Origin of the sequence: Rheinheimera sp. D18, assembly GCF_004345025.1 — a bacterium.
Lineage (GTDB): Bacteria > Pseudomonadota > Gammaproteobacteria > Enterobacterales > Alteromonadaceae > Alishewanella > Alishewanella metallidurans.
In genome coordinates, this window is record NZ_CP037745.1 from 44354 (window position 1) to 68776 (window position 24423).

At 46.3% G+C, this 24423-nt stretch carries 21 protein-coding genes, 2 rRNA genes and 2 pseudogenes; 13 read left to right on the forward strand and 12 right to left on the reverse strand.

The window, feature by feature from the left end:
* Positions 1-237 precede the first annotated feature (237 nt).
* Both E0Z06_RS00210 and rrf read left to right on the forward strand, forming a co-directional pair.
* Positions 238-3119, forward strand: a 23S ribosomal RNA gene (locus E0Z06_RS00210).
* A 152-nt stretch (positions 3120-3271) separates the two neighbouring features.
* Positions 3272-3386 (forward strand): 5S ribosomal RNA (rrf, locus tag E0Z06_RS00215).
* A gap of 143 nt (positions 3387-3529) precedes the next feature.
* On the opposite strand, the gene E0Z06_RS00220 is transcribed toward rrf, so the two are convergent.
* The 4 genes from E0Z06_RS00220 to E0Z06_RS00235 form a co-directional block, all read right to left on the reverse strand.
* Entirely contained in the window at positions 3530-4339 is an 810-nt protein-coding gene (locus E0Z06_RS00220; protein WP_132580794.1) for a hypothetical protein, read from the reverse strand.
* Positions 4340-4424: 85 nt separating this feature from the next.
* Complete coding sequence (locus E0Z06_RS00225; RefSeq protein WP_243695528.1) at positions 4425-6503, reverse strand: GNAT family N-acetyltransferase; 2079 nt, start codon at positions 6501-6503, stop codon at positions 4425-4427.
* Complete coding sequence (gene uvrD, locus E0Z06_RS00230) at positions 6503-8674, reverse strand: DNA helicase II (protein WP_132580797.1); 2172 nt, start codon at positions 8672-8674, stop codon at positions 6503-6505. The genes E0Z06_RS00225 and uvrD overlap by 1 nt, the downstream gene beginning before the upstream one ends.
* Before the next feature lie 116 nt (positions 8675-8790).
* Entirely contained in the window at positions 8791-9537 is a 747-nt protein-coding gene (locus tag E0Z06_RS00235; RefSeq protein WP_243695529.1) for an HAD-IA family hydrolase, read from the reverse strand.
* Between the two features lie 223 nt (positions 9538-9760).
* Between E0Z06_RS00235 and E0Z06_RS00240 the strand changes: the two genes are divergently transcribed.
* A complete protein-coding gene (locus E0Z06_RS00240; protein WP_132580800.1) occupies positions 9761-10444 on the forward strand; it encodes a hypothetical protein in 684 nt (227 codons plus the stop codon).
* Between the two features lie 121 nt (positions 10445-10565).
* Here the strand turns inward: E0Z06_RS00240 and xerC are convergent, their stop codons facing one another.
* Genes xerC through E0Z06_RS00265 form a run of 5 tightly spaced genes read right to left on the reverse strand, consistent with a single transcriptional unit; the run spans position 10566 to position 14412 of the window.
* Positions 10566-11498, reverse strand: coding sequence for a tyrosine recombinase XerC (xerC, locus tag E0Z06_RS00245; protein ID WP_132580803.1), 933 nt, complete (start codon positions 11496-11498; stop codon positions 10566-10568).
* Entirely contained in the window at positions 11485-12141 is a 657-nt protein-coding gene (locus tag E0Z06_RS00250) for a DUF484 family protein (RefSeq protein WP_132580806.1), read from the reverse strand. Before E0Z06_RS00250 ends, xerC begins: the two co-directional genes overlap by 14 nt.
* Entirely contained in the window at positions 12138-12968 is an 831-nt protein-coding gene (dapF, locus tag E0Z06_RS00255; RefSeq protein WP_132580809.1) for a diaminopimelate epimerase, read from the reverse strand. Before dapF ends, E0Z06_RS00250 begins: the two co-directional genes overlap by 4 nt.
* A 12-nt stretch (positions 12969-12980) precedes the next feature.
* On the reverse strand, positions 12981-14237 hold the full coding sequence (gene lysA, locus E0Z06_RS00260; protein ID WP_132580811.1) for a diaminopimelate decarboxylase: 1257 nt from the start codon (positions 14235-14237) through the stop codon (positions 12981-12983).
* Between the two features lies 1 nt (position 14238).
* Positions 14239-14412: a lipoprotein gene (locus E0Z06_RS00265; protein WP_132580813.1), complete on the reverse strand. Its 174-nt coding sequence runs from the start codon at positions 14410-14412 to the stop codon at positions 14239-14241.
* 71 nt (positions 14413-14483) lie between these two features.
* Here E0Z06_RS00265 and cyaY point away from each other — a divergent pair, with 71 nt between their 5' ends.
* From cyaY to E0Z06_RS00305, 8 genes are all read left to right on the forward strand, one after another.
* Entirely contained in the window at positions 14484-14801 is a 318-nt protein-coding gene (cyaY, locus tag E0Z06_RS00270) for an iron donor protein CyaY (protein ID WP_132580815.1), read from the forward strand.
* A gap of 25 nt (positions 14802-14826) precedes the next feature.
* Complete coding sequence (locus E0Z06_RS00275) at positions 14827-15495, forward strand: alpha/beta fold hydrolase (protein WP_132580817.1); 669 nt, start codon at positions 14827-14829, stop codon at positions 15493-15495.
* Positions 15496-15508: 13 nt separating this feature from the next.
* Complete coding sequence (gene hemC / locus E0Z06_RS00280) at positions 15509-16438, forward strand: hydroxymethylbilane synthase (protein WP_132580819.1); 930 nt, start codon at positions 15509-15511, stop codon at positions 16436-16438.
* Positions 16435-17199 carry a uroporphyrinogen-III synthase gene (locus tag E0Z06_RS00285; protein WP_243695530.1) on the forward strand — a complete coding sequence of 255 codons (765 nt, stop codon included), beginning with the start codon at positions 16435-16437 and terminating at the stop codon, positions 17197-17199. The genes hemC and E0Z06_RS00285 overlap by 4 nt, the downstream gene beginning before the upstream one ends.
* The gene (locus E0Z06_RS00290) at positions 17196-18314 is read left to right on the forward strand and encodes a uroporphyrinogen-III C-methyltransferase (protein ID WP_132580821.1); all 1119 of its coding nucleotides are present in this window, start codon (positions 17196-17198) and stop codon (positions 18312-18314) included. The genes E0Z06_RS00285 and E0Z06_RS00290 overlap by 4 nt, the downstream gene beginning before the upstream one ends.
* Positions 18311-19390, forward strand: coding sequence for a heme biosynthesis HemY N-terminal domain-containing protein (locus tag E0Z06_RS00295; RefSeq protein ID WP_132580823.1), 1080 nt, complete (start codon positions 18311-18313; stop codon positions 19388-19390). The genes E0Z06_RS00290 and E0Z06_RS00295 overlap by 4 nt, the downstream gene beginning before the upstream one ends.
* Positions 19383-19895, forward strand: coding sequence for a DNA-deoxyinosine glycosylase (locus tag E0Z06_RS00300; RefSeq protein ID WP_132580825.1), 513 nt, complete (start codon positions 19383-19385; stop codon positions 19893-19895). Before E0Z06_RS00295 ends, E0Z06_RS00300 begins: the two co-directional genes overlap by 8 nt.
* A 201-nt stretch (positions 19896-20096) precedes the next feature.
* Positions 20097-20828 carry a hypothetical protein gene (locus E0Z06_RS00305; RefSeq protein WP_132580827.1) on the forward strand — a complete coding sequence of 244 codons (732 nt, stop codon included), beginning with the start codon at positions 20097-20099 and terminating at the stop codon, positions 20826-20828.
* Between the two features lie 95 nt (positions 20829-20923).
* On the opposite strand, the gene E0Z06_RS00310 is transcribed toward E0Z06_RS00305, so the two are convergent.
* A complete protein-coding gene (locus E0Z06_RS00310) occupies positions 20924-21334 on the reverse strand; it encodes a thioesterase family protein (protein WP_132580829.1) in 411 nt (136 codons plus the stop codon).
* Positions 21335-21484: 150 nt separating this feature from the next.
* Here E0Z06_RS00310 and E0Z06_RS00315 point away from each other — a divergent pair, with 150 nt between their 5' ends.
* Complete coding sequence (locus tag E0Z06_RS00315; protein WP_132580830.1) at positions 21485-22807, forward strand: TonB family protein; 1323 nt, start codon at positions 21485-21487, stop codon at positions 22805-22807.
* Between the two features lie 57 nt (positions 22808-22864).
* On the opposite strand, the gene fre is transcribed toward E0Z06_RS00315, so the two are convergent.
* Together fre and E0Z06_RS00325 are read right to left on the reverse strand one after the other, a co-directional pair.
* Entirely contained in the window at positions 22865-23572 is a 708-nt protein-coding gene (gene fre, locus E0Z06_RS00320; RefSeq protein ID WP_132580831.1) for an NAD(P)H-flavin reductase, read from the reverse strand.
* Positions 23573-23664: 92 nt separating this feature from the next.
* Positions 23665-24231, reverse strand: a pseudogene (locus E0Z06_RS00325) (3-octaprenyl-4-hydroxybenzoate decarboxylase); the annotation flags it as partial.
* On the opposite strand from E0Z06_RS00325, the pseudogene E0Z06_RS15680 reads away from it, so the two are divergent.
* Positions 24220-24417 (forward strand): annotated as a pseudogene (locus E0Z06_RS15680) (ISAs1 family transposase); the annotation flags it as partial. The pseudogenes E0Z06_RS00325 and E0Z06_RS15680 sit on opposite strands and share 12 nt — an antisense overlap.
* Between the last annotated feature and the right edge of the window lie 6 nt (positions 24418-24423).

Sequence of the window (24423 nt, forward strand, 5' to 3'; positions counted from 1 at the left end):
TTAATCTCAAATGCTCTTTAACAATTTGGCAAGCTGATAGTAGTAAAAAACAAGGTGCAAAATATTGCACAGGATGTTTTTACTGTTGCTAGGCGCACAACGAACGCGTGAAGGAGTTAACTTCGGTTAATGACTGAGCAAGTGAGGAAGTGCAACAACGCAGCGGGAAAAACAGACCAGCAAGACGTTGTGAACCTTAAGCACACTGTATAATTTCAAGACATCTTGGGGTTGTATGGTTAAGTGAATAAGCGTACACGGTGGATGCCTTGGCAGTCAGAGGCGATGAAGGACGTACTAACCTGCGAAAAGCTGTGGGAAGCCGGTAAGAGGCGTTAGACCCGCAGATATCCGAATGGGGAAACCCAGTGCATTTATGCACTATCGTTACATGAATACATAGTGTAACGAGGCAAACCGGGAGAACTGAAACATCTAAGTACCCCGAGGAAAAGAAATCAACCGAGATTCCGTTAGTAGCGGCGAGCGAACGCGGAGTAGCCCTTAAGCTACATTGGTGTTAGTGGAATACTCTGGAAAGAGTAGCGATACAGGGTGATAGCCCCGTACACGACAACACCTTTATAGTGAAAACGAGTAGGACGGGACACGAGACATCCTGTTTGAACATGGGGGGACCATCCTCCAAGGCTAAATACTCCTGACTGACCGATAGTGAACCAGTACCGTGAGGGAAAGGCGAAAAGAACCCCTGTAAGGGGAGTGAAATAGAACCTGAAACCGTGTACGTACAAGCAGTGGGAGCACCTTCGTGGTGTGACTGCGTACCTTTTGTATAATGGGTCAGCGACTTACATTCTGTAGCAAGGTTAACCGAATAGGGGAGCCGTAGGGAAACCGAGTCTTAACTGGGCGAATAGTTGCAGGGTGTAGACCCGAAACCGGGCGATCTATCCATGAGCAGGTTGAAGGTTGGGTAACACTAACTGGAGGACCGAACCCACTAATGTTGAAAAATTAGGGGATGACTTGTGGATCGGAGTGAAAGGCTAATCAAGCTCGGAGATATCTGGTTCTCCTCGAAAGCTATTTAGGTAGCGCCTCGAGCGAATACCATTGGGGGTAGAGCACTGTTTGGGCTAGGGGGTCATCCCGACTTACCAACCCCATGCAAACTCCGAATACCAATGAGTACTACTCGGGAGACACACGGCGGGTGCTAACGTCCGTCGTGGAAAGGGAAACAACCCAGACCGCCAGCTAAGGTCCCAAAGTAATGATTAAGTGGAAAACGATGTGGGAAGGCATAGACAGCTAGGAGGTTGGCTTAGAAGCAGCCATTCTTTAAAGAAAGCGTAATAGCTCACTAGTCGAGTCGGCCTGCGCGGAAGATGTAACGGGGCTAAATCATTCACCGAAGCTGCGGACTTGTGCTTGCACAAGTGGTAGAGGAGCGTTCTGTAAGCCGTTGAAGGTAGACCGGGAGGTTTGCTGGAGGTATCAGAAGTGCGAATGCTGACATGAGTAACGATAAGGGGAGTGAAAAACTTCCCCGCCGAAAGACCAAGGGTTCCTATCCCATGCTAATCAGGGTAGGGTGAGTCGACTCCTAAGGCGAGGCTGAAAAGCGTAGTCGATGGGAAACGGGTTAATATTCCCGTACCGACCAATACTGCGATGGGGTGACGGAGAAAGCTAGGCAAGCGCGGCGTTGGTAGTCCGCGTGAAAGTAAGTAGGCTGAGAGACTAGGCAAATCCGGTTTCTTAAGGCTGAGATACGAGACGAGTGTCTAAGGACACGAAGTTGTTGACGCTATGCTTCCAGGAAAAACCTCTAAGCTTCAGGTATTGGTGATCGTACCCGAAACCGACACAGGTGGTCAGGTAGAGCATACCAAGGCGCTTGAGAGAACTCTGCTGAAGGAACTAGGCAAAATAGTACCGTAACTTCGGGAGAAGGTACGCTCTTTGCTGTTAAGGACTTGCTCCGTAAGCAGCGAAGAGTCGCAGTGACCAGCTGGCTGCAACTGTTTATTAAAAACACAGCACTCTGCAAACTCGTAAGAGGACGTATAGGGTGTGACACCTGCCCGGTGCCGGAAGGTTAATTGATGGGGTTAGCGCAAGCGAAGCTCTTGATCGAAGCCCCGGTAAACGGCGGCCGTAACTATAACGGTCCTAAGGTAGCGAAATTCCTTGTCGGGTAAGTTCCGACCTGCACGAATGGTGTAATGATGGCCAGGCTGTCTCCAGCAGAGACTCAGTGAAATTGAAATCGCGGTGAAGATGCCGTGTACCCGCGGCTAGACGGAAAGACCCCGTGAACCTTTACTATAGCTTGGCACTGAACATTGGCCCTACATGTGTAGGATAGGTGGGAGGCTTTGAAGTTTGAACGCTAGTTCAGATGGAGCCGTCCTTGAAATACCACCCTTGTATGTCTGATGTTCTAACGTAGGCCCCTTATCGGGGTCGCGGACAGTGTCTGGTGGGTAGTTTGACTGGGGCGGTCTCCTCCTAAAGCGTAACGGAGGAGCACGAAGGTTGGCTAAGTACGGTCGGACATCGTACGGTTAGTGTAATGGTAGAAGCCAGCTTAACTGCGAGACAGACACGTCGAGCAGGTACGAAAGTAGGTCATAGTGATCCGGTGGTTCTGTATGGAAGGGCCATCGCTCAACGGATAAAAGGTACTCCGGGGATAACAGGCTGATACCGCCCAAGAGTTCATATCGACGGCGGTGTTTGGCACCTCGATGTCGGCTCATCACATCCTGGGGCTGAAGTCGGTCCCAAGGGTATGGCTGTTCGCCATTTAAAGTGGTACGCGAGCTGGGTTTAGAACGTCGTGAGACAGTTCGGTCCCTATCTGCCGTGGGCGTTGGATGATTGAGTGGAGTTGCTCCTAGTACGAGAGGACCGGAGTGAACGAACCGCTGGTGTTCGGGTTGTCATGCCAATGGCATTGCCCGGTAGCTACGTTCGGAACGGATAAGCGCTGAAAGCATCTAAGCGCGAAGCCGGCCACAAGATGAGTCATCCCTCAGGCTTTAAGCCTGCTAAAGGGTCGTTGAAGACCACAACGTTGATAGGTGAGGTGTGGAAGCGCAGTGATGTGTTAAGCTAACTCATACTAATTGCCCGTGTGGCTTAACCATACAACGCCCAAGGTGTTTTTAGAAAGAATACGTGTGTAACTACTAATCAGATTGCCGAATATCGGAACACAGTTTTTATCAAATCCTTCCATGGATTTGACCCTAACGGGCCGCACTACAGTGCGTTAAAACGTGTTCCCTACAAGTTTTTGCCTGGTGGCAATAGCGCTGTGGACCCACCTGATCCCATTCCGAACTCAGAAGTGAAACGCAGCTGCGACGATGGTAGTGTGGCATTCGCCATGCGAGAGTAGTTCACCGCCAGGCTCCCAATTCAAGAAAGCCCGTCTCGTAAGAGCCGGGCTTTTTTACGTCTGGAAATTGGCTAAATACTGCGAAATAATAGCCAATAAAAAACCCGCTTACGCGGGCTTAATTTAAAATACTAGTAACTAGTTATACGACAGTTACTAATTGCGATGTAGGTTGCCGTATACGTCGTAACGCCATTGCGCATCAGACAAAACATTAAGATATGTTATCGCTTTATCTGCGCTGATGGCTTTTATAAAGTGGCCATTTTTATCTAGAAAAATTAGCCATTGCTTAGGTATAGTATTAATTTCGTTGTCTGCTACTGAAATATGCATGCCCAAATAATGAGAAATATGACCTTGCCAGCCATACATTACTTTAAACACATAATTACTTTCATAATCAGGGTGTAAATAGTTTGCCTGTTGTACCGCATTAAGTTGCTGTTTACTTACTACAGTTACTAATGCGATAGCATGACTGTCTGCAATAGTTTTATTAACTTCTTGCTGTTGTGCATTGGCTTGAGTCTTAGCGGAGCTTGCCTTACTAATTAGCTGTTGCTCTAACGGCATCGCAATGTCTAACGAGAATAGCGCGACTTCGTAGTTGTCGATCAAGGTTTGCAGCGCTTTAGTGTCTTGGCAGTCTGTTGGTGTATTAATGCCGTGCTTAACTTGGTTGGTTAGCTTGTTATCGGCTGCTAACAACAAGTTTAAATCTTGGGTATGCACTTTGCTTTGTAGCATAGCCAACATTCTGCTTTGCTCTTTATCTGTTTGTATAACTGCAATTTCGCCTTCTGTTGGCTGTTCTCTACATTGCTGATAATAGCGATTAATCTCGGCAGAATGCAGGGCGCTGCTAATTGCAGATTGCAATGTACGGCGTTCAGAAGATGAATAGCTACTCGCCATCGCTGGCATTGATGACAGCGCAGTTAAAAGAGGTAGAATAATTAACATAAAAGACACCTATAAAATATTGCGCGCACCTTAGCTTGAGTACGAATAAAAAGAAAGAAAATACTGGTTTGAACTGCTATTAATGTTAATTAATGGTTTCTAAAAGTGCAGCTTTCAAACTTGCCATAATGTGTTGAATAAACACTTTTTTATTAGGCAAGGCGAAACGCTGTAACAGTGTTGGCCAGTCATGCTGTTGCCATAATAAGCCACATAACATGAGCTGAGTATTAACGTCTATTTGCTGCTGATTAAACCATTGCAACAATAAATGCCTGACTAACTCATACGGTCGTTTACCTTGGCTAAATAGTGCCAATTGCTGCAGATCTGCGTTATTAAGCGCTAATTGCTGTGGTGGTTGAGCTAAGGTTAGCGCTAATTCACAGCTTAACTGTGGATAATGCGGCAAAGCCCAGTATAGTTGTAAACTAAACTGCTGGTATAGCTCGGTTACCTTGTCGGTTGAACCTTTTACCGCACGTAACATTAAAATTGAATATTCCGCACTGGCCTTATCACTGCTTTGACCCAAACGTATTGGTTGATATTTTGCTTGTTGCCAAAAGTGTAATAGCTCAGTGGTTAAACCGAAACTGGTGCCTAAATAGGCAATATTGGCCAATTTAGCTTGTTGATAAATATGTTGTAGTAATACCGAACCTAGCTTTTGCCGCTGCAATACGGGTTGCACGGTAATTCGCATTACACGCCATAGCGGCAAGGTTGCTAGTTGCGGTTGCGCTAGATGAAAAGCCAAACTTTGCGCTAGCAAGTGCCCTTGTACGCGGCGTTCAGCGTGGTAAATATGCGTACAAAGTTCGCTTTCTAAATTACCTTCAATACTAATCAGTGCACAGGCCAGTAACTGGCTATGTTGCTGCAAAGTAATGACCCGCAAGTGCGGGTTATCTAATAGGGCGGCTAAGTCTTTAACCTGAGTTTGATAATGCGCCAAGCTAAGTAAGTTAAATACTTGCTGCAATAACTCGGGTTGGTTTTGCCAATCGTTATTGTTATAGCTGTTAACGGATACTGGTTGAGTGGAATCGTAAGATGCATCGTTGTCAGCATGCTTTAATAAAAAGCTATTAAAGCTAAGCTGCTCTAACGGATCGGCTGTTTGATAACGAATTGGTTGCTGTAGGTGTAGCTTCTTCCAACCTGGGCAATGTGCATCTAAATGCTGTTGAAAACGCAGCTGGAAGCCTCGGCCAGTGCCCTCATAACCGTGTTCAGTAGTAGCAAATACGATACGACTATAGCGCGTAACTAACTGTTGCAATACGGGGGTTGGAATTGCCGCCGCTTCATCTATTAACAGCAGGTCGGTATCTAGATTACTGCTGAGTAACTGATCAAAAGCGACAAACTGTAATCGACTATAATCTTCAGCGTTACACAGTTGTTGAAAGTGGCTTAATGCTGTTTGCGCCGCAGCCGGTGATGGTGCCGTTATAACAATAGTTTTACCGGCTGAAGCTAGTTGCGCTGCGGCAATACCTAGCGCCGCAGATTTACCTCGGCCACGATCAGCGGTAATAACTAGTGGCCGACGCCTGTGCCCGCTAACCACACGTAGAATCGCCTTTACCGCTTGCTGTTGTTCGCCAGTAACGTACGGCGCGGCAATTTGTTCTGGTTCGGGTAGTGCCGGCCAATTTAGCTGCTGGGTAACCTGATTATTATGCAACATAACAATATTTTGCTGTGCTAACTGTTGTAGCCAGAACGGTAAAAACTGCCCGACATGCAGTTTGGCATCTAATGGGTAGGGCAATATGCTTTTGTGTGCTGGGTTTGGCTGAGTTTGCCACTGTGCTAGCGGTGGACAGAGTAACAACCAGATACCGCCAGCTTTAACGCAGCCGGTTGAGGCGGCAATTAAGTCGGCAGGAAAACCGGAAAAGGCATTAATAATTAACGCATCACACTCGCTACCTAATAGTTGATAATTCTGCTTGCTGCTTAAGTTAATGGCGTTATCTGGTGCTGCATCGCCAATCCAATACAGCGTGTTTATGTCGGCATTATCGACCAGTTGCAATGCATTCATTAGTAATTGCTGCTGCTCGCCCTGCCACACTATTGGCAAACGTATATGATGTGCTGCAGCTTGGCGCTGCCACTGTCGTAGTTGCTGTAACGGTGGCATATTTGGCATTAGTCCATCGCTTGCAAACGGGCATAAGCGGTCACTAGCCACTTACTGCCTAAGCCATCAAAATTCACCTGAATACGTGATTGGCTGCCCGTGCCTTCATAATTGAGTACCGTGCCTTCGCCAAATTTATCGTGTAATACGCGCTGGCCAAGTTTAAAGCCGGTACTTTCAAAAGCAACATGTGATGCTGCGCTACCAAAGCGATTAAATTGAGTTGGCCGACTTACTTGAGTGGTTAAGCGAATTTCGTCTAAATATTCGGCTGGGATCTCGCGAATAAAGCGCGAAGGCTTATGGTGCTGTTCTTGGCCGTATACTCGGCGGCTTTCAGCATGGGTTAAATACAGCTTTTTCATGGCCCGGGTCATGCCAACATAACAGAGCCGTCGCTCTTCCTCTAAACGCGTAGGGTCATCACCACTTTGTTGGCTAGGAAACATGCCTTCTTCCATACCGCAAACAAACACTAACGGAAACTCTAAGCCTTTGGCGCTATGAAGCGTCATTAACTGCACTGCGTCCGAATGCTCTTCTGCTTGGTACTCACCAGCCTCAAGCGCGGCCTGCGACAAAAATGCTGCCAGGGGCGTCATATCTTCAGCGCGGCGTTCATCAAAGTTTTGGCAGGCGGTAACTAGCTCGTTTAAGTTTTCGATACGGGTTTCGGCTTTCTCGCCTTTTTCTGCCTGATACATAGCATACAAGCCAGATTGTTTAATGACATGCTCAGCCTGTTCATGTAGCGGTAATTCTAATGTATCGCTATGTAGCCGTTCAATCAGTTGCATAAAGTTATCAATGGCCGTAGCCGCACGACCCGTTAGCTGCTTTTGTGCAAGCATCTGTTGTAAGCTTTGCCACATGGTTTGCTGTTGAGCCCGCGCATATTCACGCACTTTGCTTAATGTGGTGTCGCCAATGCCGCGCACTGGTGTATTGATAACCCGCTCTAAAGCCGCATCGTCTTGGCGGTTATTTAATAAACGCAGATAGGCTAAGGCGTCTTTAATTTCTTGGCGCTCATAAAAGCGTAAGCCGCCATAAATACGATAGTTTAAGCCTTGTTGAATTAACGCTTCTTCTAATACCCGTGATTGGGCGTTATTGCGGTATAAGATTGCGGCTTCACTTAAGCGATCGCCTTGTTTATGCCAGTCATTAATCCGGCCGACGATAAAACGCGCTTCGTCTAGCTCGTTAAAGGCGGTATATAGCGAAATGGTTTCACCCGCAGCGCCATCAGTCCATAGGTCTTTACCTAAGCGCCCGCTGTTATTGGCGATCACCGCATTGGCCGCTTTTAAGATGGTAGCAGTAGAGCGATAGTTCTGCTCTAAGCGCACTGTTGCTACATCGGGGAAGTCTTTTAGGAAGGTTTGAATGTTCTCTACTCTAGCACCACGCCAGCCGTAGATAGACTGATCGTCATCACCGACAATCATTACCTTAGCATGTGAACCAGCAAATAAGCGCAACCACTGATATTGAATAGCGTTGGTATCTTGAAACTCGTCAACTAAAATATGGCGGAACCGCTGTTGATAATGGTTACGTACCTCGTCATTCTTCTTTAACAACTCAAAGCTGCGTAACAAAATTTCTGCGAAATCGACTAAACCCGCGCGGTCACACATATCTTGATAAGCGGTATAAATTTTAGTCATTTGCTGTAGGCTGAAATCACCGGCGGCATCAATCATTGCTGGGCGTTGGCCGTCATCTTTACGCGCATTTATAAACCATTGAATTTGTTTAGCAGGCCAATGTTTTTCATCTAAATTTAGCGCTTTAAGCACCCGGCGCACTAGCCGATACTGATCGTCCGAGTCGATAATTTGAAAGCCCTGCGGTAAGCCAGCTTCTTGATAATGCGCCCGCAGTAAACGATGCGACAACCCATGAAAGGTGCCCATCCATAGGTTATTTAAGCTAACACCAATGGTGCTTTCAATACGGCCACGCATTTCTTGCGACGCTTTATTGGTAAAGGTTACCGCTAATAAACTAAATGGCGCTACGCGCTCTACCTGCATTAACCAGGCTAAACGATGCACCAACACGCGGGTTTTACCACTGCCAGCACCAGCTAGCACCAGCATATGCTGCGGCGATGCCGCCACCGCATCGCGTTGTTTATCGTTTAACCCATCTAGCAGGTAAGATACATCCATTAGTTTGCCTCGCTTTACATAATGACCGCCATTATAACAGGCAAAAGCCAAGCGCCAAGCTAACTCGGGTGTTTAGTGGATAAATAACCAGTGCTATTGCGATAGCTGTTGTAATACTACTTAATTAACTGCTGCAGGCTTTGCACATTAGCCATCCTAATATGCGGTAATACCGTTACACGGCTGTTGTGGTGATCTAACCAAGCCGCTTGGCAGCCGGCGCTTAAGGCCCCCATAACATCAGCGCGGTGGCTGTCACCTATATGTAGTATTTGTCCTGGTGCTATATTTAATCGTTGCGCCGCTTTTAAATACATATCAGGGTAGGGCTTCATTCTGCCAGCTGGCCCAGCTTGTAAACTAAACTCAAACCAATGGCTGATGCCCATCTTATCAATACAGGCGTTACCGTTAGTTAGGGCAATCAGCTGGTATTGTTTAGCTAGCTGTTGCAGTAACTGTTTTATTTCTAGTTGCACAGTAATACGGGTTCTAGCCTGCATAAAAGCATCATAAGCCAATTGCGCTATTTCGCCGGCTTCACACAGGCTTAAACCTAGGCTTTGTAAACCCGCATCAATAGCTAATAAGCGCCAGCGGCCTAAATCGTGCCGGATATCGGGCGTTACTTTTGCCAGTTTTAAACGCTGCTGCCACCAAAAATCGCTGTCGGTTGTTGCCGTAACCGGTGCGTGTTTGGCCAATGCGTTTAACATGGCCTGCTCAGCGGCGGCAATCACCGGTTTGTTATCGTATAAGGTATCGTCTAAATCAAATGACAATACGCTAATTGGGCTCAGTGCTTTAAATAACTGCATTAATACGGCCTTACTTTTTGCGTGCTCTGGGATGAGCGTTATCATACACATTTTGCCAAATGGTGTGATCTAGATGAGTATAAACTTAGATGCCACTTAAAATGACATTAATAAGCTCAATCAACCTAAGTCATTGAATATTCAAAATAGCATTTACTAAGTAAATATCTGATATTTAAATGATAAGTTTATAGTGAGTATTGCCAAAATATTTCTTTTAAGTTGTAATGCATCAACATATTTATTGTTGTTTTATAGACGAATACGCATGAAATCAATTATTGTCGGGGTTTTGGTCGCAATTGCGCTAGCAATTATTTGGATAAATAGTGGTAATGAGGGAGATAAACCTGAAGAGGCTGGCTTACTGTCAAATAACGCTTTTGCTGAAGCTGAGTCAAATGCACGTAACGCAGCGGGTAAAAGCCAGCCTCTATCTCTAGAGAAGGTTGATAGGATTGAAGAAACGGCAAACACAGCTATCGGCGAGCAGACTTATAATGCTAACGCCGTGCAGAATGTATCTGTCACAAAACCAAGTAACTTTTTGTCGGAAGAAGATTTAAACAACAGCTTTCTTACCAAAAATGGCGCAGTAATACAGACTGCAATTGTTGACGCAATGAAAAGTGCAGATTTTAATCAGTTTTTATCTGGCATTACAGATATGGAACGTAGTAGCAGAGCATTATCTCGTGAAAATAAACTACAGCTTTTTTTGCAAGAATCTAAATTACCAATATATCAGGAATCCTACGCCTGTTCTGGGCGTATTTGTGGTGTTATGTTAATGGTCGGCGATGATACAAGCGACGTTGAGCTTAAACAGTTACATTTATTTGAAACCAATTATAGTTTTTATAATATCACTAGAGACGAGAGCGGAAACAAAGTACTTAAAGCCGTATTTATCGAAACTGAAGATCCGAGTAATTTGACGCTGTCACAATAAGGCATAAATACCTTGGATCGCTGAATGAAAATGGTATCAGTATAGTGGTGTTACCCGGCTAATTTTCCGACCATAACTGTTTTGGCTTGGTTCTAATAATATAACGCGGATGAACTTTATTTTACTTCTTCTTTGCTCTGGGGTGGGCGTTATCGTACACCTTGGCTAAGTGCGCGAAATCAAGGTGGGTATACACTTGGGTGGTGCTTAAGTTTGCATGGCCAAGTAGCTCTTGCACTGCGCGTAAATCTTGGCTGGACTCCAGCATATGACTGGCAAATGAATGGCGTAACATATGCGGATGCACATGCTGGTTAAGCCCTTGCTGCTTAGCCCAAAATTGAACGCGCTCACGCACATGTCGGGTACTAATACGTTTATGTTGTTTACTTAGAAATAGCGCCTGCTGATCTGGCTCTGGTAGGTTAGAGCAAAACACTGGGCGCTGTACTAACCAGTCTTTTACTGCGGCTAGGGCTATTTTACCTACCGGCACAATACGCTGTTTACTGCCTTTACCGGTTACGCGCAGCAATTGTTGTTGCCAGTCAATGTCGTTAATATTGGCATTTACTAGCTCTTCTAAACGCAGCCCTGATGAATAAAATAGTTCGAGCATGGCTTTGTCGCGGCAAGCTAAAATATCGTCGCTGCTGTCAAAGCTAAGTAAATGGTTAAGTTGATCAATACCAAGGTTTTTTGGCAGTATACGCGCGGCTTTGGGTACTGATAAATACTGAGCCGGGTTATCACTGCGCTTACTCTGCGCTTGCAGAAAACGGAAAAAACTACGCAATGCTGCAACCTTTAACGCAATAGTTCGAGGTTTAGCTCCAGTGCGTCGCAAGCTAATAATATGTTGTTTTAACTGGCTGTCGGTTAGGTTTAACCAGTGGCTATCGGTTTCGGTAATGCTTAAAGCTAATTGCATTAGTTGCCGCTGATAACTGTCGAGCGTTTTGCTGCTATAGCCACGTTCATATTGCAAATAGCGAATAAAAGCTAGCAGTGGCTGCTGCCACTGCGGGGATAGTTCTACGTTAGGCTTTGTCATAACCGGGTAGCAGCTGCGCTAAAATGCTAGCTAAATGGCTAATAAACAGCTTGTCCATTGATGGCTGGAAATGGTCATCTTGCTCACTACCAAAGGCCAACAGTGCCAACGGTTGCTCTGCATTGCTGATTAAAATAAGCGCTACCGAGTGAATGTTTGCTGGAAACAAACCCTGTTGCTCTTCTTTATTTAAGCGGCCAAGATATACACCTTGCTGGTTTAGGCGACGTGATAATAGTAGCTTAAACTCATCCGCACTTTGCTCGTCAGTAAAGCGTAGTAAACGGCACTCCTGCACCTGCGGCATCGCGGTGGTAAATTGTTGCAAGCTCGCCTGAATATCCTTTACATTTTTTGCTTGGTAAAGCTGAGCCTGTAATTGATTAAAGGCCAAGAAAACATGTTCGTTTTGTCTGGCAATAGACATTAGACGCGTAATGTCATCTTCTAATGCTTGGATTTTTTCACGCTGCAATTCTAGCTGGCGTTCTATTAGCGACACACTGCCACGCTGCTGATGTGGTAAACGTAAACTATTTAGTAGCTGCGGGTATTGCTGAAAAAACTCGGGGTGATCTTGCAAATATTCGCCTATTACGTGTGCGGCAAGTAAATCTTTTTCTTGGATCAGGCTATCTGTCATAACATTATTTGTCCGTCGTAAACATGTTCTGCTGGGCCAGTCATTTTTAGTGGTTGGCCCGGGCCATTCCAGCGAATATGCAGGCTACCACCGGGTAAATCTACGCGTACTTGCTGTTGTAGCTTTTTCATTAATTGACCTATTACCACAGCGGCACAGGCGCCGTTACCGGAAACCTGAGTTTCCCCTAATGTGCGCTCCCATACTCGTAGTTTAATATGGCCAGGGTTTATTACCTGCATAAAGCCAATGCTGGCGCGGTCGGGAAAACGCTCGTGTAATTCAAATAGCGGGCCTTGTACTAGTACTTGCGCAGTAACGAGATCGTCAACTTCAACCACCGCGTGCGGTGAACCCAGTGACACTACGCCGCAAAGTATCGTGTGCTCTTCAGCCCGCAAAATATAGGTAACTTCTTGCTTTTGCGCTTTAAACGGCACTTTGGCTGGGTCTAGCTGCGGCATACCCATATTAACCGTAACCTGACCGTCGGCTTCGACATATAGAATAACTTTACCTGATTTGGTGCTCGCACTAATTTTGTACTTGTTGGTTAAACCGCGCGCCCGCGCAAACTTGGCAAAACAACGAACACCATTGGAGCATTGCTCTATTTCTGAGCCATCGGCATTAAATATACGGTAATGAAAATCCAATTCGGGATCATACGGTGGTTCAACCATCAGTAACTGATCGAAACCAATACCGGTATTACGATTCGCCAGTGCTTTAATTTGCTCTTTGGTTAAAAACACATTCTGGCTTACCGCATCGACTAGCATAAAGTCGTTGCCAAGGCAGTGCATTTTAGTGAAATGTAGCAACATCGGCGCCCTTAATTAGTCGGTAACGACGTGTTCGCCACGCCATAAATCCTGCCATTGTTCACGGGCGCGGATTAAATGCACTTTGTCGCCATCAACTAGCAGTTCGGCGGCGCGTGGGCGGCTATTATAGTTAGAACTCATGGTAAAGCCGTAAGCTCCGGCAGAGCGCACAGCGAGCAAATCGCCAGCGGCAATTGCTAGCTCGCGGTCTTTGCCAAGAAAATCGCCGGTTTCACATACTGGGCCAACAATGTCATACATCGCGCTTGGTGCGTGGGTATGCATATTTACCGGTATGATGGCTTGCCACGCGCTATACAGTGCTGGACGAATTAAATCGTTCATGCCGGCATCGACAATCGCAAAGTTTTTTTCTTGCCCGGGCTTTAAAAACTCAACCTTAGTCAGTAATACCCCGGCGTTAGCCATAATGGCTCGACCCGGTTCCATAATTAGTTCTAACTGTGGGTAGCTTTTTAAGCGCTCGACCACTTTACCAATATAATCGGCGGGTGACGGTGGGGTTTCATTATCGTAAGTAACGCCTAAACCGCCGCCAATATCAATATGCTGCAGCATAATGCCATCGCTGGCCAATTGGTCTATTAGTGTCAGTAGTTTTTCTAACGCTTCTAAAAATGGTTGTACTTCAGTAAGTTGTGAGCCAATGTGGCAATCAACACCCACCACTTTTAAATGGCTATAACTGGCGGCTTTGCGGTAAACGTCACGCGCCAATAGAATATCGATACCAAATTTATTCGCTTTTAAGCCGGTTGAAATGTAGGGATGTGTTTTTGCATCTATATCCGGGTTTACCCGAATAGAAATGGCCGCAGGTTTATTTAAGCTGCTAGCAACGTGCTGTAAGCGTTCCAGCTCAGCGATAGATTCGACGTTAAAGCATTTAATGCCCAAGCCTAACGCTAGGCGTATTTCGTCTTCCGTTTTTGCTACGCCAGAAAACACCACTTTTTTGGCATCACCACCGGCAGCAATAACGCGGCGTAACTCGCCGCCCGATACTATGTCAAAACCGCTACCAAGTTTAGCGAGTAGGTTTAAAATAGCTAAGTTGCTATTGGCTTTTACTGCATAGCACACCAAGCTTTGTGGATGCGCCGCTGCGGCATTAGCAAACGCGTGGTAATGTCGTTCAATAGTCGCGCGTGAATATACATAGCAAGGTGTACCAAAGTTATTGGCAATATCAGCTAGCGCACATTGCTCGGCAAAAAGTTGCTTATCTTGGTAATTAAAATGGTCCATGTTAGTCATCCAATGATTGAATAGGATCGGCGTTGTTTTGCTGTGGTTCTGCCACTTCTGGTGCCGGTTGTGGTAAGGTAAGCGGGCCTTTTTGACCACACGCATTCAGTAAGCTGCATAACATAATGACAGCGGCGACAGTTAATAGCGGACCTTTGGTTTTAAAAGCGTGCATGATGTTATTTTTTTATGGCGATTGCGTTCTATAATCGCATCCTTAGCGATAAAAGCAAACAGGTGAAGTGGATGAATGACCTAGAATATGATGATTTGACCGATAGTGTGTTACTGGCGGTGGAACAGGCAGTCGAAAATGCCGATGCCGATTTAGATTATGAGTCCCATGGCGGCTTATTGAGCATCAGTTTTGCTGATGGCAGTAAAATTATTATTAACAAGCAATCACCGCTGCATCAGTTGTGGGTAGCTACCAAATTTAACGGCCACCATTTTGAATGGAAAAATGGTCAGTGGATAGATAACCGCAGCGGTTCAGAGTTTTGGCAGTTACTTAACGATGCGGCCACTAAACAGGCTGGCGTACCGCTAAATTTAGCGCCTTAAGCGCAGTAGTTTTTGGAATAGTGTAATGGCTTTGCTTCCTTTTGTTGATGTTAAAGCACAGGGTGATACCCGTGCTGTTGTAGTGTGGCTGCATGGCTTGGGTGATTCGGGCCATGGTTTTTCGCCAATAGTGCCTGAGCTGCGCTTGCCCGCTGATGCCGGTATTCGATTTTTATTTCCGCATGCGCCAGAGCGTCCCGTTACCGTTAATGGCGGTATGCGTATGCGTGCTTGGTACGACATTAAAACCATGGACTTAACCAATCGCGCTGACGAAGATGGCGTACGCGAGTCGGCCGCAGCAGTGCAGCAGCTGCTAGATAAGCTTATTAGCGACGGCATTAGCAGTGAGCGTATTATATTAGCCGGCTTTAGCCAAGGTGGCGTTATAGCGCTGCATTTACTGCCGCGGCTAACCTACAAGTTAGCCGGAGTAATGGCGCTGTCCACGTATATGTGCGCACCAGATAAATTAAAAGACGAAGCTAATAGCGTGAATAAAGCTACACCGGTACTGGTAGCGCATGGCAGCCAAGACCCTGTGGTACCGATTTTTGCCGGTCAGCAGGTATATCATACGCTGAAAAATGCTGGGTTTAACGTGAACTGGCATGAATACAAAATGCCGCACAGTGTATGCGCGCAAGAAGTGGCAGATATCAGCAGCTTTATTCAGCGACAGTTATTGGCATAAGCAGAGAGTTAATATGAACAAAATTCGTATCGCAACCCGTAAAAGTGCACTGGCAATGTGGCAAGCCGAGTATGTAAAGGCGGAACTGTTGCGTCATCATCCGCAATTAACGGTAGAGCTGGTGCCAATGTCGACGCAGGGCGATAAAATTTTAGATACCCCCTTGGCAAAAATTGGTGGTAAAGGTTTATTCGTTAAAGAGTTAGAACAGGCGATGCTAGATGGTTTGGCCGATATTGCCGTGCATAGTATGAAAGATGTGCCGGTAGAGTTTCCCGACGGCTTAATGCTGCATACCATTTGCCCACGTGAAAACCCACAAGATGCCTTTGTGTCAAACCAATTTACCTGTTTAGATGAATTGCCGCATGGCGCCGTAGTGGGTACGTCTAGTTTGCGCCGCCAATGCCAGCTAAAAGCGCTGCGCCCCGACTTAACCGTACGCGACCTGCGTGGCAACGTAAATACGCGTTTAGCCAAACTCGATAATGGTGAATATGCAGCAATTATTTTGGCTGCCGCTGGGTTGATTCGCTTAGGTTTTCAGCAGCGTATTGCCAGTTTGTTATCTGTAGAAACCAGCTTGCCGGCCAATGGTCAGGGTGCTGTAGGCATAGAGTGCCGTAGTGATGACTTTGCAGTACAGCAACTACTTAAGCCACTAGAGCATAGCGAAACACGCAGTTGCGTACTGGCCGAACGGGCAATGAACCGCAAACTACAAGGTGGTTGTCAGGTGCCTATTGGTGCTTATGCCGAAATTGAAGGTGATACGCTATGGCTACGCGGTTTGGTCGGCTCTCTAGACGGTAGCGAAATTATTCGCCACCAGCTAAAAGGCCCAGTAGCCGAGGCTGAACAGCTGGGTACGGAACTGGCTGAATATTTATTACAGCAAGGTGCTGATCGTATATTGCAGGCGGTTTATCAGGCTGGGTTATGAGTAATCAAATGCCAGCGCAGATCCCGTTTTTAATTACGCGGCCGGCGGGTAAAGCTGATAACTTGTTGGCGTCGTTAGATACTAGCGGTATTGCCTATTTGTATCAGCCACTAATTACCACCGCACAGGTAAGCATAACTGCGCAAGATCACCAATTGTTGCAACAAGCCGACGCAGTGGTCTTTGTTAGTATTAGCGCGGTAAGTTGTTTGCAAAACCAGTTTGATGGTGCGCGACTTACTGCGCCGCTATTTGCGGTGGGTGAGACCACCGCTCTGGCATTAAAGCGCTGGTTAGGCCGCGATGTATCGGTACCAGAGGACCAGCGCAGCGAGGGTATGTTGCAGTTACCCCAGCTACAGCAAATGACGGGGAAGCAGGTTGTTGCTGTGCGCGGCAATGGTGGGCGTGAACTCACAAAGCAAACATTAACGGCGCGTGGCGCAACCGTAAGCTATGTGCAAAGTTATAAACGTGTGCCGCTACTATTAGATGGTATTTTGCTCTGTCAGCAGTGGCAGCTAGCTGGCATTCGTTGTATTGTTGCTACCAGTAACGAAATTTTACAGCAGCTATTTAACATAGTGCCTAGCGAGCATCAGCATTGGTTACAACAGTGTGACTGGATCTTGGTCAGCCCACGTATGCAGGAAAGCGCTATTGCACTAGGTATTAACGCCGAACGTATAACACTGGCAGATAATGCCAACGACAGTGCATTACTAGCGGCTATTAGTCAGCTACAGAGGGAATATCAATGAGCGACAGCTTAGAGCGTGCATCAGAAATGGAAGCACCATTACAGCAACTAAAGCAGAAAATTGAAGCCGAGCCCGTACCTAGTCGGCGCGGCGGTTTTACTGGTGGCTTAAGCTTGTTACTGGTGCTGATATTAGCCGTCGCTATTGGCGCCGGCGCTTACTGGTTATGGCCGCAATGGCAGCAGCTGCAACAGCAAACAATAACGTTGCAGCAGAACCAGCAGCGTTTAGTTGAGCAAGGGCGGCAGCAACAAGATAGCAGTACGCAATTATTACAGCAGTTGCAGAGCGATCAGCAGCAATGGCAAACACAGTTAGAGCGTAGCCAACAGCAAAAGCAGCAGCAGTTACTCACGCAAAACGAAGCACAAATTCAAGCATTGCGCCAATTAGTGCAGGAACGAGATAGTGCGCCGCCACGGCATTGGGTACTGGCAGAAGTAGAGTACTTGCTACGTTTAGCCGCGCAAAAAGTATGGTTAGAACAAGATTTTTCAACCGCTCGTGCGCTGCTTAGCAGCGCTGATGAAAAGTTAGCCCAGCTAGCCGAGCCGTCATTAGTGTTAGTTCGCCAAGCTATTGCCGCTGATACAGAGCAGCTTGGCCGCATTACTGTGCCCGATGTAAGCAAGGCTTACGTGCAGTTGCAGCAGTTACAAAAGCAGGCGATGAACTTGCCGCTAAAACTGCAAGTAACCGCGGACACCAAAAATAGCGCGCCCTCTAGCGAGCTGAAAAATTGGCGCGAAACACTAGCATTTCACTGGCACAATACCTGGCAAGGTTTGCTTAACCCTAGAAGTGCGGTACCAGAAGATTACTTCGATTTAACTCACGAGCAGCAACTTATGTTGCGCATTGCACTGCAGCAGCAATTACAACTAGCTCAGTTAGCGCTAATGCAGCGGCAACAGCCTCTTTATGTTGCAGCATTGCAGCAAACCAGTGATAAATTGCAGCGCTACTTTAATGCTGATGATGTTGGCGTGCAGCAGTTTAGTTCGGTACTAACCGAGCTAGCCGAAGTAGAAGCTACGCTGCCAAGTGTGAAGGCGTTAACCAGCTTAGCGCAGCTACAACAGTATCAGCAACAACTGGCAGGAGAGAGCTTATGATCCGTGTCTTGCTGCTGATCGGTATACTAGCGGCAGCCATGTGGTTTGGCCCAATGCTGGTGAATAATGCTGGCTACATTAAAATTATTGTTGCCGGTACCGTATTTGAAACCACCTTGCTTGGCCTTAGTCTGCTTATTTTGGCACTAATCGCCGTAACATGGTTTATTGGCATAGTGCTGCGTAAATTACTGCGCTTACAGCATATTTCCTTTAACTTTTTCCGCTGGCGCCGGCAACGTAAAGCTCAGCAAGCCTATGAGTTGGGTTTACAGGCGTATGCTAAACAACAGTGGAAACTAGCTAGTCAACATTTGGCTAAAGCCTGTCATGACGACTTTATGCTAGAAGAAAAACGCTTATTTGCGGCTTATGCGGCATTTTATGCCGGTGATATTAATCAGGCTAACAGCTACATTGCAGCCCTGTCAGCTGAAAGTAACAGTACGCTATTTGTACAAGCAGATTTGTTGCTACAACAAGATCAAGCGGCTCAAGCTTGTGTATTACTACGCGACAAAGTTACGGCTGACACTGAAGATAAGGGCTTAGGGCAGTTATATTTATATGCGTTGCAGCAAGCGGGGCAATGGCAACAGTTATTGCAGGTCGTGCCATTAGCAATAAAACAGCAATGGTTTGATAAAGATAAATGGCGTCAGCAACGCTTTGATATTTATCCGGCGGCTATTAGCCAGTTAAGTCAGCAACAGCGGTTTGATGAAAATGCTGACTATTGGCTTAACCTGCCGGCTAAAGAACGTAAATCTACCGCAGCTAATGTTGGTCGCGCTTGGGCAATGGCACAAAGCGGCCAAAATGAAGCCGCTGAAAAGCTGTTGGTTAGTCAGCTACAGCTAGACGAGTTGCCACTAGTATTGCCTTACCTTCGTAAAATTCCATTAGGGAAATCGGTACTTAAGTTGCGCAAACAAGCACAACATTGGTTACGAGATCACGCCAGCAATGGTTATGTTTATGCGTTATTAGCTTATTTAGCCGAGCAAGAGGGCGAACCGCAACAAGCCGAAATAGCGTGGCATAAGGCCCGCCAATACGAGCCAAAACTTGGCTGATAACGAATTAACTGGCCTAGCACCAAACTGTTTGCCAACAGCTAAGGTGCTGGTACTTGGTAGCATGCCCGGCGTTGCATCGCTTAAACAACAGCAATATTATGGCCATCCGCGCAATGCTTTTTGGCCGATAATGGCCAGCCTGCTGCAGTTTCCACTCAGTTTAAGCTACCCTGAGCGGCTGGCTCGGCTGCAGCAGCAAGGTGTAGCGCTGTGGGATGTGATTGGCCGCTGCCAGCGGCAGGGTAGCTTGGACAGTGCCATCCGTGCTGAACAAGCCAATGATTTCACCAGCCTGTTTGCCCGTTTACCGCAGCTGCGTGCCATAGCTTTTAACGGTGCTAAAGCCGGCCAGAGTTTTCAGCGCCGGGTGTTACCGGTAGCCGCGCTGCCGCTTGGTGTTAGCCTGCTGTATTTACCCTCGACCAGCCCGGCGCATGCCAGCTTAAGTTTTCAACAAAAACTGATTGAATGGCAAAAGCTTAGTGCATTTTTATCCAGCTAGGGCGCTGTTTTAAAGTGGGCCTGCTGTCGGTGTTTTTATCGTTAACACCCACGCAACGGCAGCTTTATAATCCAACTAACCTTTACTAAGAGTTCACCCGAGACTCAGCGGGTATTAAAATTAATGGCGTCGGTTGAATTTATGCTTGTGCTGCTGGTCTGACACAGACTTTATTGCAGGATTTACAGGGACAACCTTCCATTGTCTGGTGTTATTAATAACGTCATATCTGTTATACGCGCTGATAATAGACCGCTTCTGCTGGCGCTGCTGTTGCATGGCGTATTACTGCTGGTTTTGTTAACGACGAAAATTCCGCAGCTAGCTCAGGCTCTGGAGCCTGAAGCCATCGTCAGTTATTTGTATCAACCGCAGCCGCCTGTACCATCTGATATAGCACAACCCTCTGTTAATGACATGCCAACAGAGCCAGAGGTAGTTGCGCCAGTACCGCAGAGCACAGCACCAGAAGTTACACCGCAAAAGCCAACTGGCCAGACGCAAGGTGTTACAGAGTCTTTGCCCGACATCGCCAGCACACAATTGCTTGGTGCCGAAGCTCCTACCGCAGCTATTATACCCCGACCGAGTCTGGCACAGCGCGCGCTGAACAAGGCAGCCACAGTAAACCCTGCATCAATAGAGCAAGCGGCCGCGGCAAGCTATCAGCAGTTATTACAGGCACAGCAACAGCCGAAGATTACTGTAGAAAAGCGGCATCAGCAGTTAAGCATTGATCCGGCCAGGCAAGTGTTTGCCCAGTTGAATAACGGTCAGCAGCTTATTCGTACCAAAGGGGGCTGCCGTTTTGCTGATCCGACCAAAGAAGGCTTTGATGCGTTAATGGTCGCCAACGCGGTAGTGCCTTGCGGCGATGAAGAACACAGCAGTGCCTTGCTTAAGCAGGCACTTGAAAAACATATAAAACGCTGAATATAACTTAGTGGTACAGCAGAGCCTATTAAACATTCAACGACTGCGGTGGCAGCCTTTTTCGGGCTTATCAGTTCAGTTAAATCACGTGTCCATTAGTGCTCAGTAATATGCTGTTCTAAGCGCGCTTTAAGCTCGCCTTCAATGGCTACGGCTTTGCCTGTTTTCTGATCCAGACACACAAAGGTCACCTGCGCATCAGCAGCAACGGCATCTTTGCCGGCAATACGCACTTCTTGTGTGACCACAGCGCTTTTACCGCCCACTTTACTAAAGTGAGTAAACACTTCCAGTATGTCGCCCATAGTTGCGGCCACGCGGTAGTTAATATTGATATTAACAATGACCCAGGCTAAACCATGCTTAGCAAACCACTCGATATCACCGCTATCTTCTAAATAGCCCCAGCGAGCTTCTTCTAAAAACTCTAAATAACGAGCATTGTTAACATGTTGATAGATATCTAAATGATAACCACGAACTTTAATAAGGGTTTTATGCGGCATGACTATACTCAGTTAATTTTCAAAGCCTGATTTTCGCACAAACAAACAGGCCATACCAGATGGTATTTGTTGCTTATACGTTGGTAATTTGTTAATAATGCACTGATGTTTTATTTGGCGTTATAACTGATAACTAAAAATAGAGAATATATGATGAAAAAATGGATTTTTATGCTCGCTTTTGGCAGCAGTGTTGCCCAAGCCGATATGCTAGATGCGTTAAATGCTTATGAACAAAAAGACTTTGCTGAGGCTCAACAGCAGTTTCAACAGTTAATACCCTTAGGTAATGAATTAGCAGCATTTAACCTCGGTGCTATGGCTTATCAAGGCGATGGCCAAGAGCAAAATATCGTGCAAGCTTTAGGCTACTTTATGTTAGCTGCGGAATTAAAGCATGAACAAGCAAAATCATTGTTGCTCAGCGTATCAAAAGCAGCAAGCGAGCAACAGCTAGAGCAGGCAAACGACTTTTTTATTGAGCTAAAGCAGAGAGTTAAAATATTAGATACCAATTTACATAATACTCGCGCCGACAGCACGCCACAGCCAATTAAACGAGTACCGCCAGATTATCCTAAAACCGCCGCTATGGCTGGCCAGTTTGGTTATGTTAAAGCCCGCTTTTTAGTTGATGAGCAGGGTAAGGTTACCGCTGTAGATACAGTAGATGCTTATCCGAAGAGTGTATTTGAAAGAGCATCAATAAAGGCTATTAAACGCTGGCGCTATGAACCTAGCAATCAAAAACAGTTGTTAAATGTTAGGCTAGACTTTTCGTTATCTGGTGGGGTTGACGTATCAGCAGTAGAGGAAATAGTTAATAAACATAACTTATGGAATTATGCCGTTAGCGGTTCACCTAACCATCAATTTGCCTTAGGTACTTTATTATCTTTGGTCGATATCCAAAGTGGTAATCTTTATAGATATGACCCCGAACTACCAATGACAGCAACAACTGATTTTTCGGTGTTTAAAAACCAAGCAGAGGTTAAAGTCGATTTTAGCGGGTTTTTAGGTAGAGCCCTAGTGCGTGTTGCTGCAGACGGCACTATTACCGAGCAAATATCAGCTGATGTTGAACCTAAAAGTAAAGTTGAAAGCCTAGTTGGTTTAAAGTTAAAAGGTAAAATCACAACAGACGTTTATAATGTGTCTACTTACACCTTATTTGACGGACATCGAAAAGTTAGAGTAATGCCTTCTTTACAAGTGTCACCAGCAATGTCGGGTATGTTTTGGTGGGAGCAAGCGGCTAAGAATGGCAGCCTTGAAGCACAGCGAGTTATGGCCGCATACGATAAGCAATGGGAAGCTTATTTACTGAACGAACAAGATGCTGAGGTAATGGCGTGGGCCGGCAGTAAGCTGCTTATCGATGGCCAGCGTGAGCAGGGCATGCAACTGTTAGAGCAAGCATTAGCAAAAAATTATAAGCTAGCAGCTGATATGAAAAAACAATTTATGTAGCCCTGCAGCGCTTAACCTCTATTTTATTAAAAGTGCCCGTTATGGGCATTTTTCAGATCAGATATAAGCAAAAGCATCACAAAACATATTTTCTCGTTTTGCACCTTGTTGTAAAAAGGCATCACGCACTACACCTGCCATAGCAAAGGGGCCGGCGATATAAATATCAAATTCTGCTAATGAGGCAAAATTATCCAATACGGCTTGGTGGACTAAGCCAGTTTTGCCTTGCCATTCTGTGGTTGGGTTTTGCACTACAGGTATAAAGGTATATAGCGGGTTGCTACTGGCCCACTGTTGCATTTCCGGATGGTGGTATAAGGCATCGGTATCGCGTACGCCCCAATAGGCAAAAACGGGTCGCTTAATGTTTAGTTTAGCCAGAGTTTGCGCAATGCTATAGATATAAGAAAAGCCTGTACCACCAGCTAACAAAATAAGTGGCCGCTCGCTATCAGTGCGCAGTTGGGCTTCACCCAAGCCAATTTCTGCTAGTACTGGTTGCTTGGCAGCATAAAGCCGCTGTAAATGGGCCAGGGCTTGACTAGAAAAGTTATCAACAACCGCTGCACCAATATGCAGCTCAATTTGCTGGCTACCGGCGTGGCTGGCAATAGAAAAGGGGCGTTTATCTTCTGCGCTTAAACATAGCTGTAAATATTGACCACTTTGATAGCTAATAGGTGCTGTTGGCGTTAGTAGTACACGATTAACCGTTGGCGTTAAGGGTTCAATAGCATCAATAGTACAGGCAATTAGGGTCATAGCATTCTCAGATAAATAAAGGTGTAATTATAAATTGGCATATCAAGGTTGCTTAGTTGTTCGCCAAGTATACTTGATGCTTGGCGCCAAGATTAAGGCTGCGCCGGCAGGTTAATGCCCAACGTGTGCCAAATGTCGTCAACCCGCTGTTTTATTGCCGGATCCATTACTATGGGCTCACCCCATTCGCGGTTGGTTTCACCTGGCCATTTATTGGTGGCGTCCATACCCATTTTTGACCCTAAGCCCGAAACCGGTGAGGCAAAATCTAGATAGTCTATCGGCGTGTTTTCTACCAAGGTGGTATCGCGTGCTGGGTCCATACGGGTGGTAATGGCCCAGATCACATCTTGCCAATCGCGCGCGTTAATATCGTCATCGCAAACAATAACAAACTTAGTGTACATAAACTGACGCAAATACGACCACACCCCCATCATTACGCGCTTAGCATGGCCTGGGTATTGCTTTTTCATGGTTACGATTGCTAACCGATACGAGCAGCCTTCGGGCGGTAGGTAAAAGTCGGTAATTTCTGGAAACTGCTTTTGCAGTATGGGTACAAATACTTCGTTTAATGCCACGCCTAAAATAGCGGGTTCATCTGGTGGTCGACCGGTATAGGTGCTGTGGTAAATAGGGTTTTTACGTTGGGTGAGGATGCGTGCCAGATATACCGTGGTAATGCAGCGACTAATCTTGCCACGATGCGACACTTTGGTTTAAATATGTTACGCGCTGATAAGCGAAAAATGAGTATCAGAAGAAAGCAGCGTCGGGCATTGATGAATAAGGCTTATTTGGATGCGGTGTTGGAAGCTGGAATGAGCGTGGTCATTAAATGACCACTC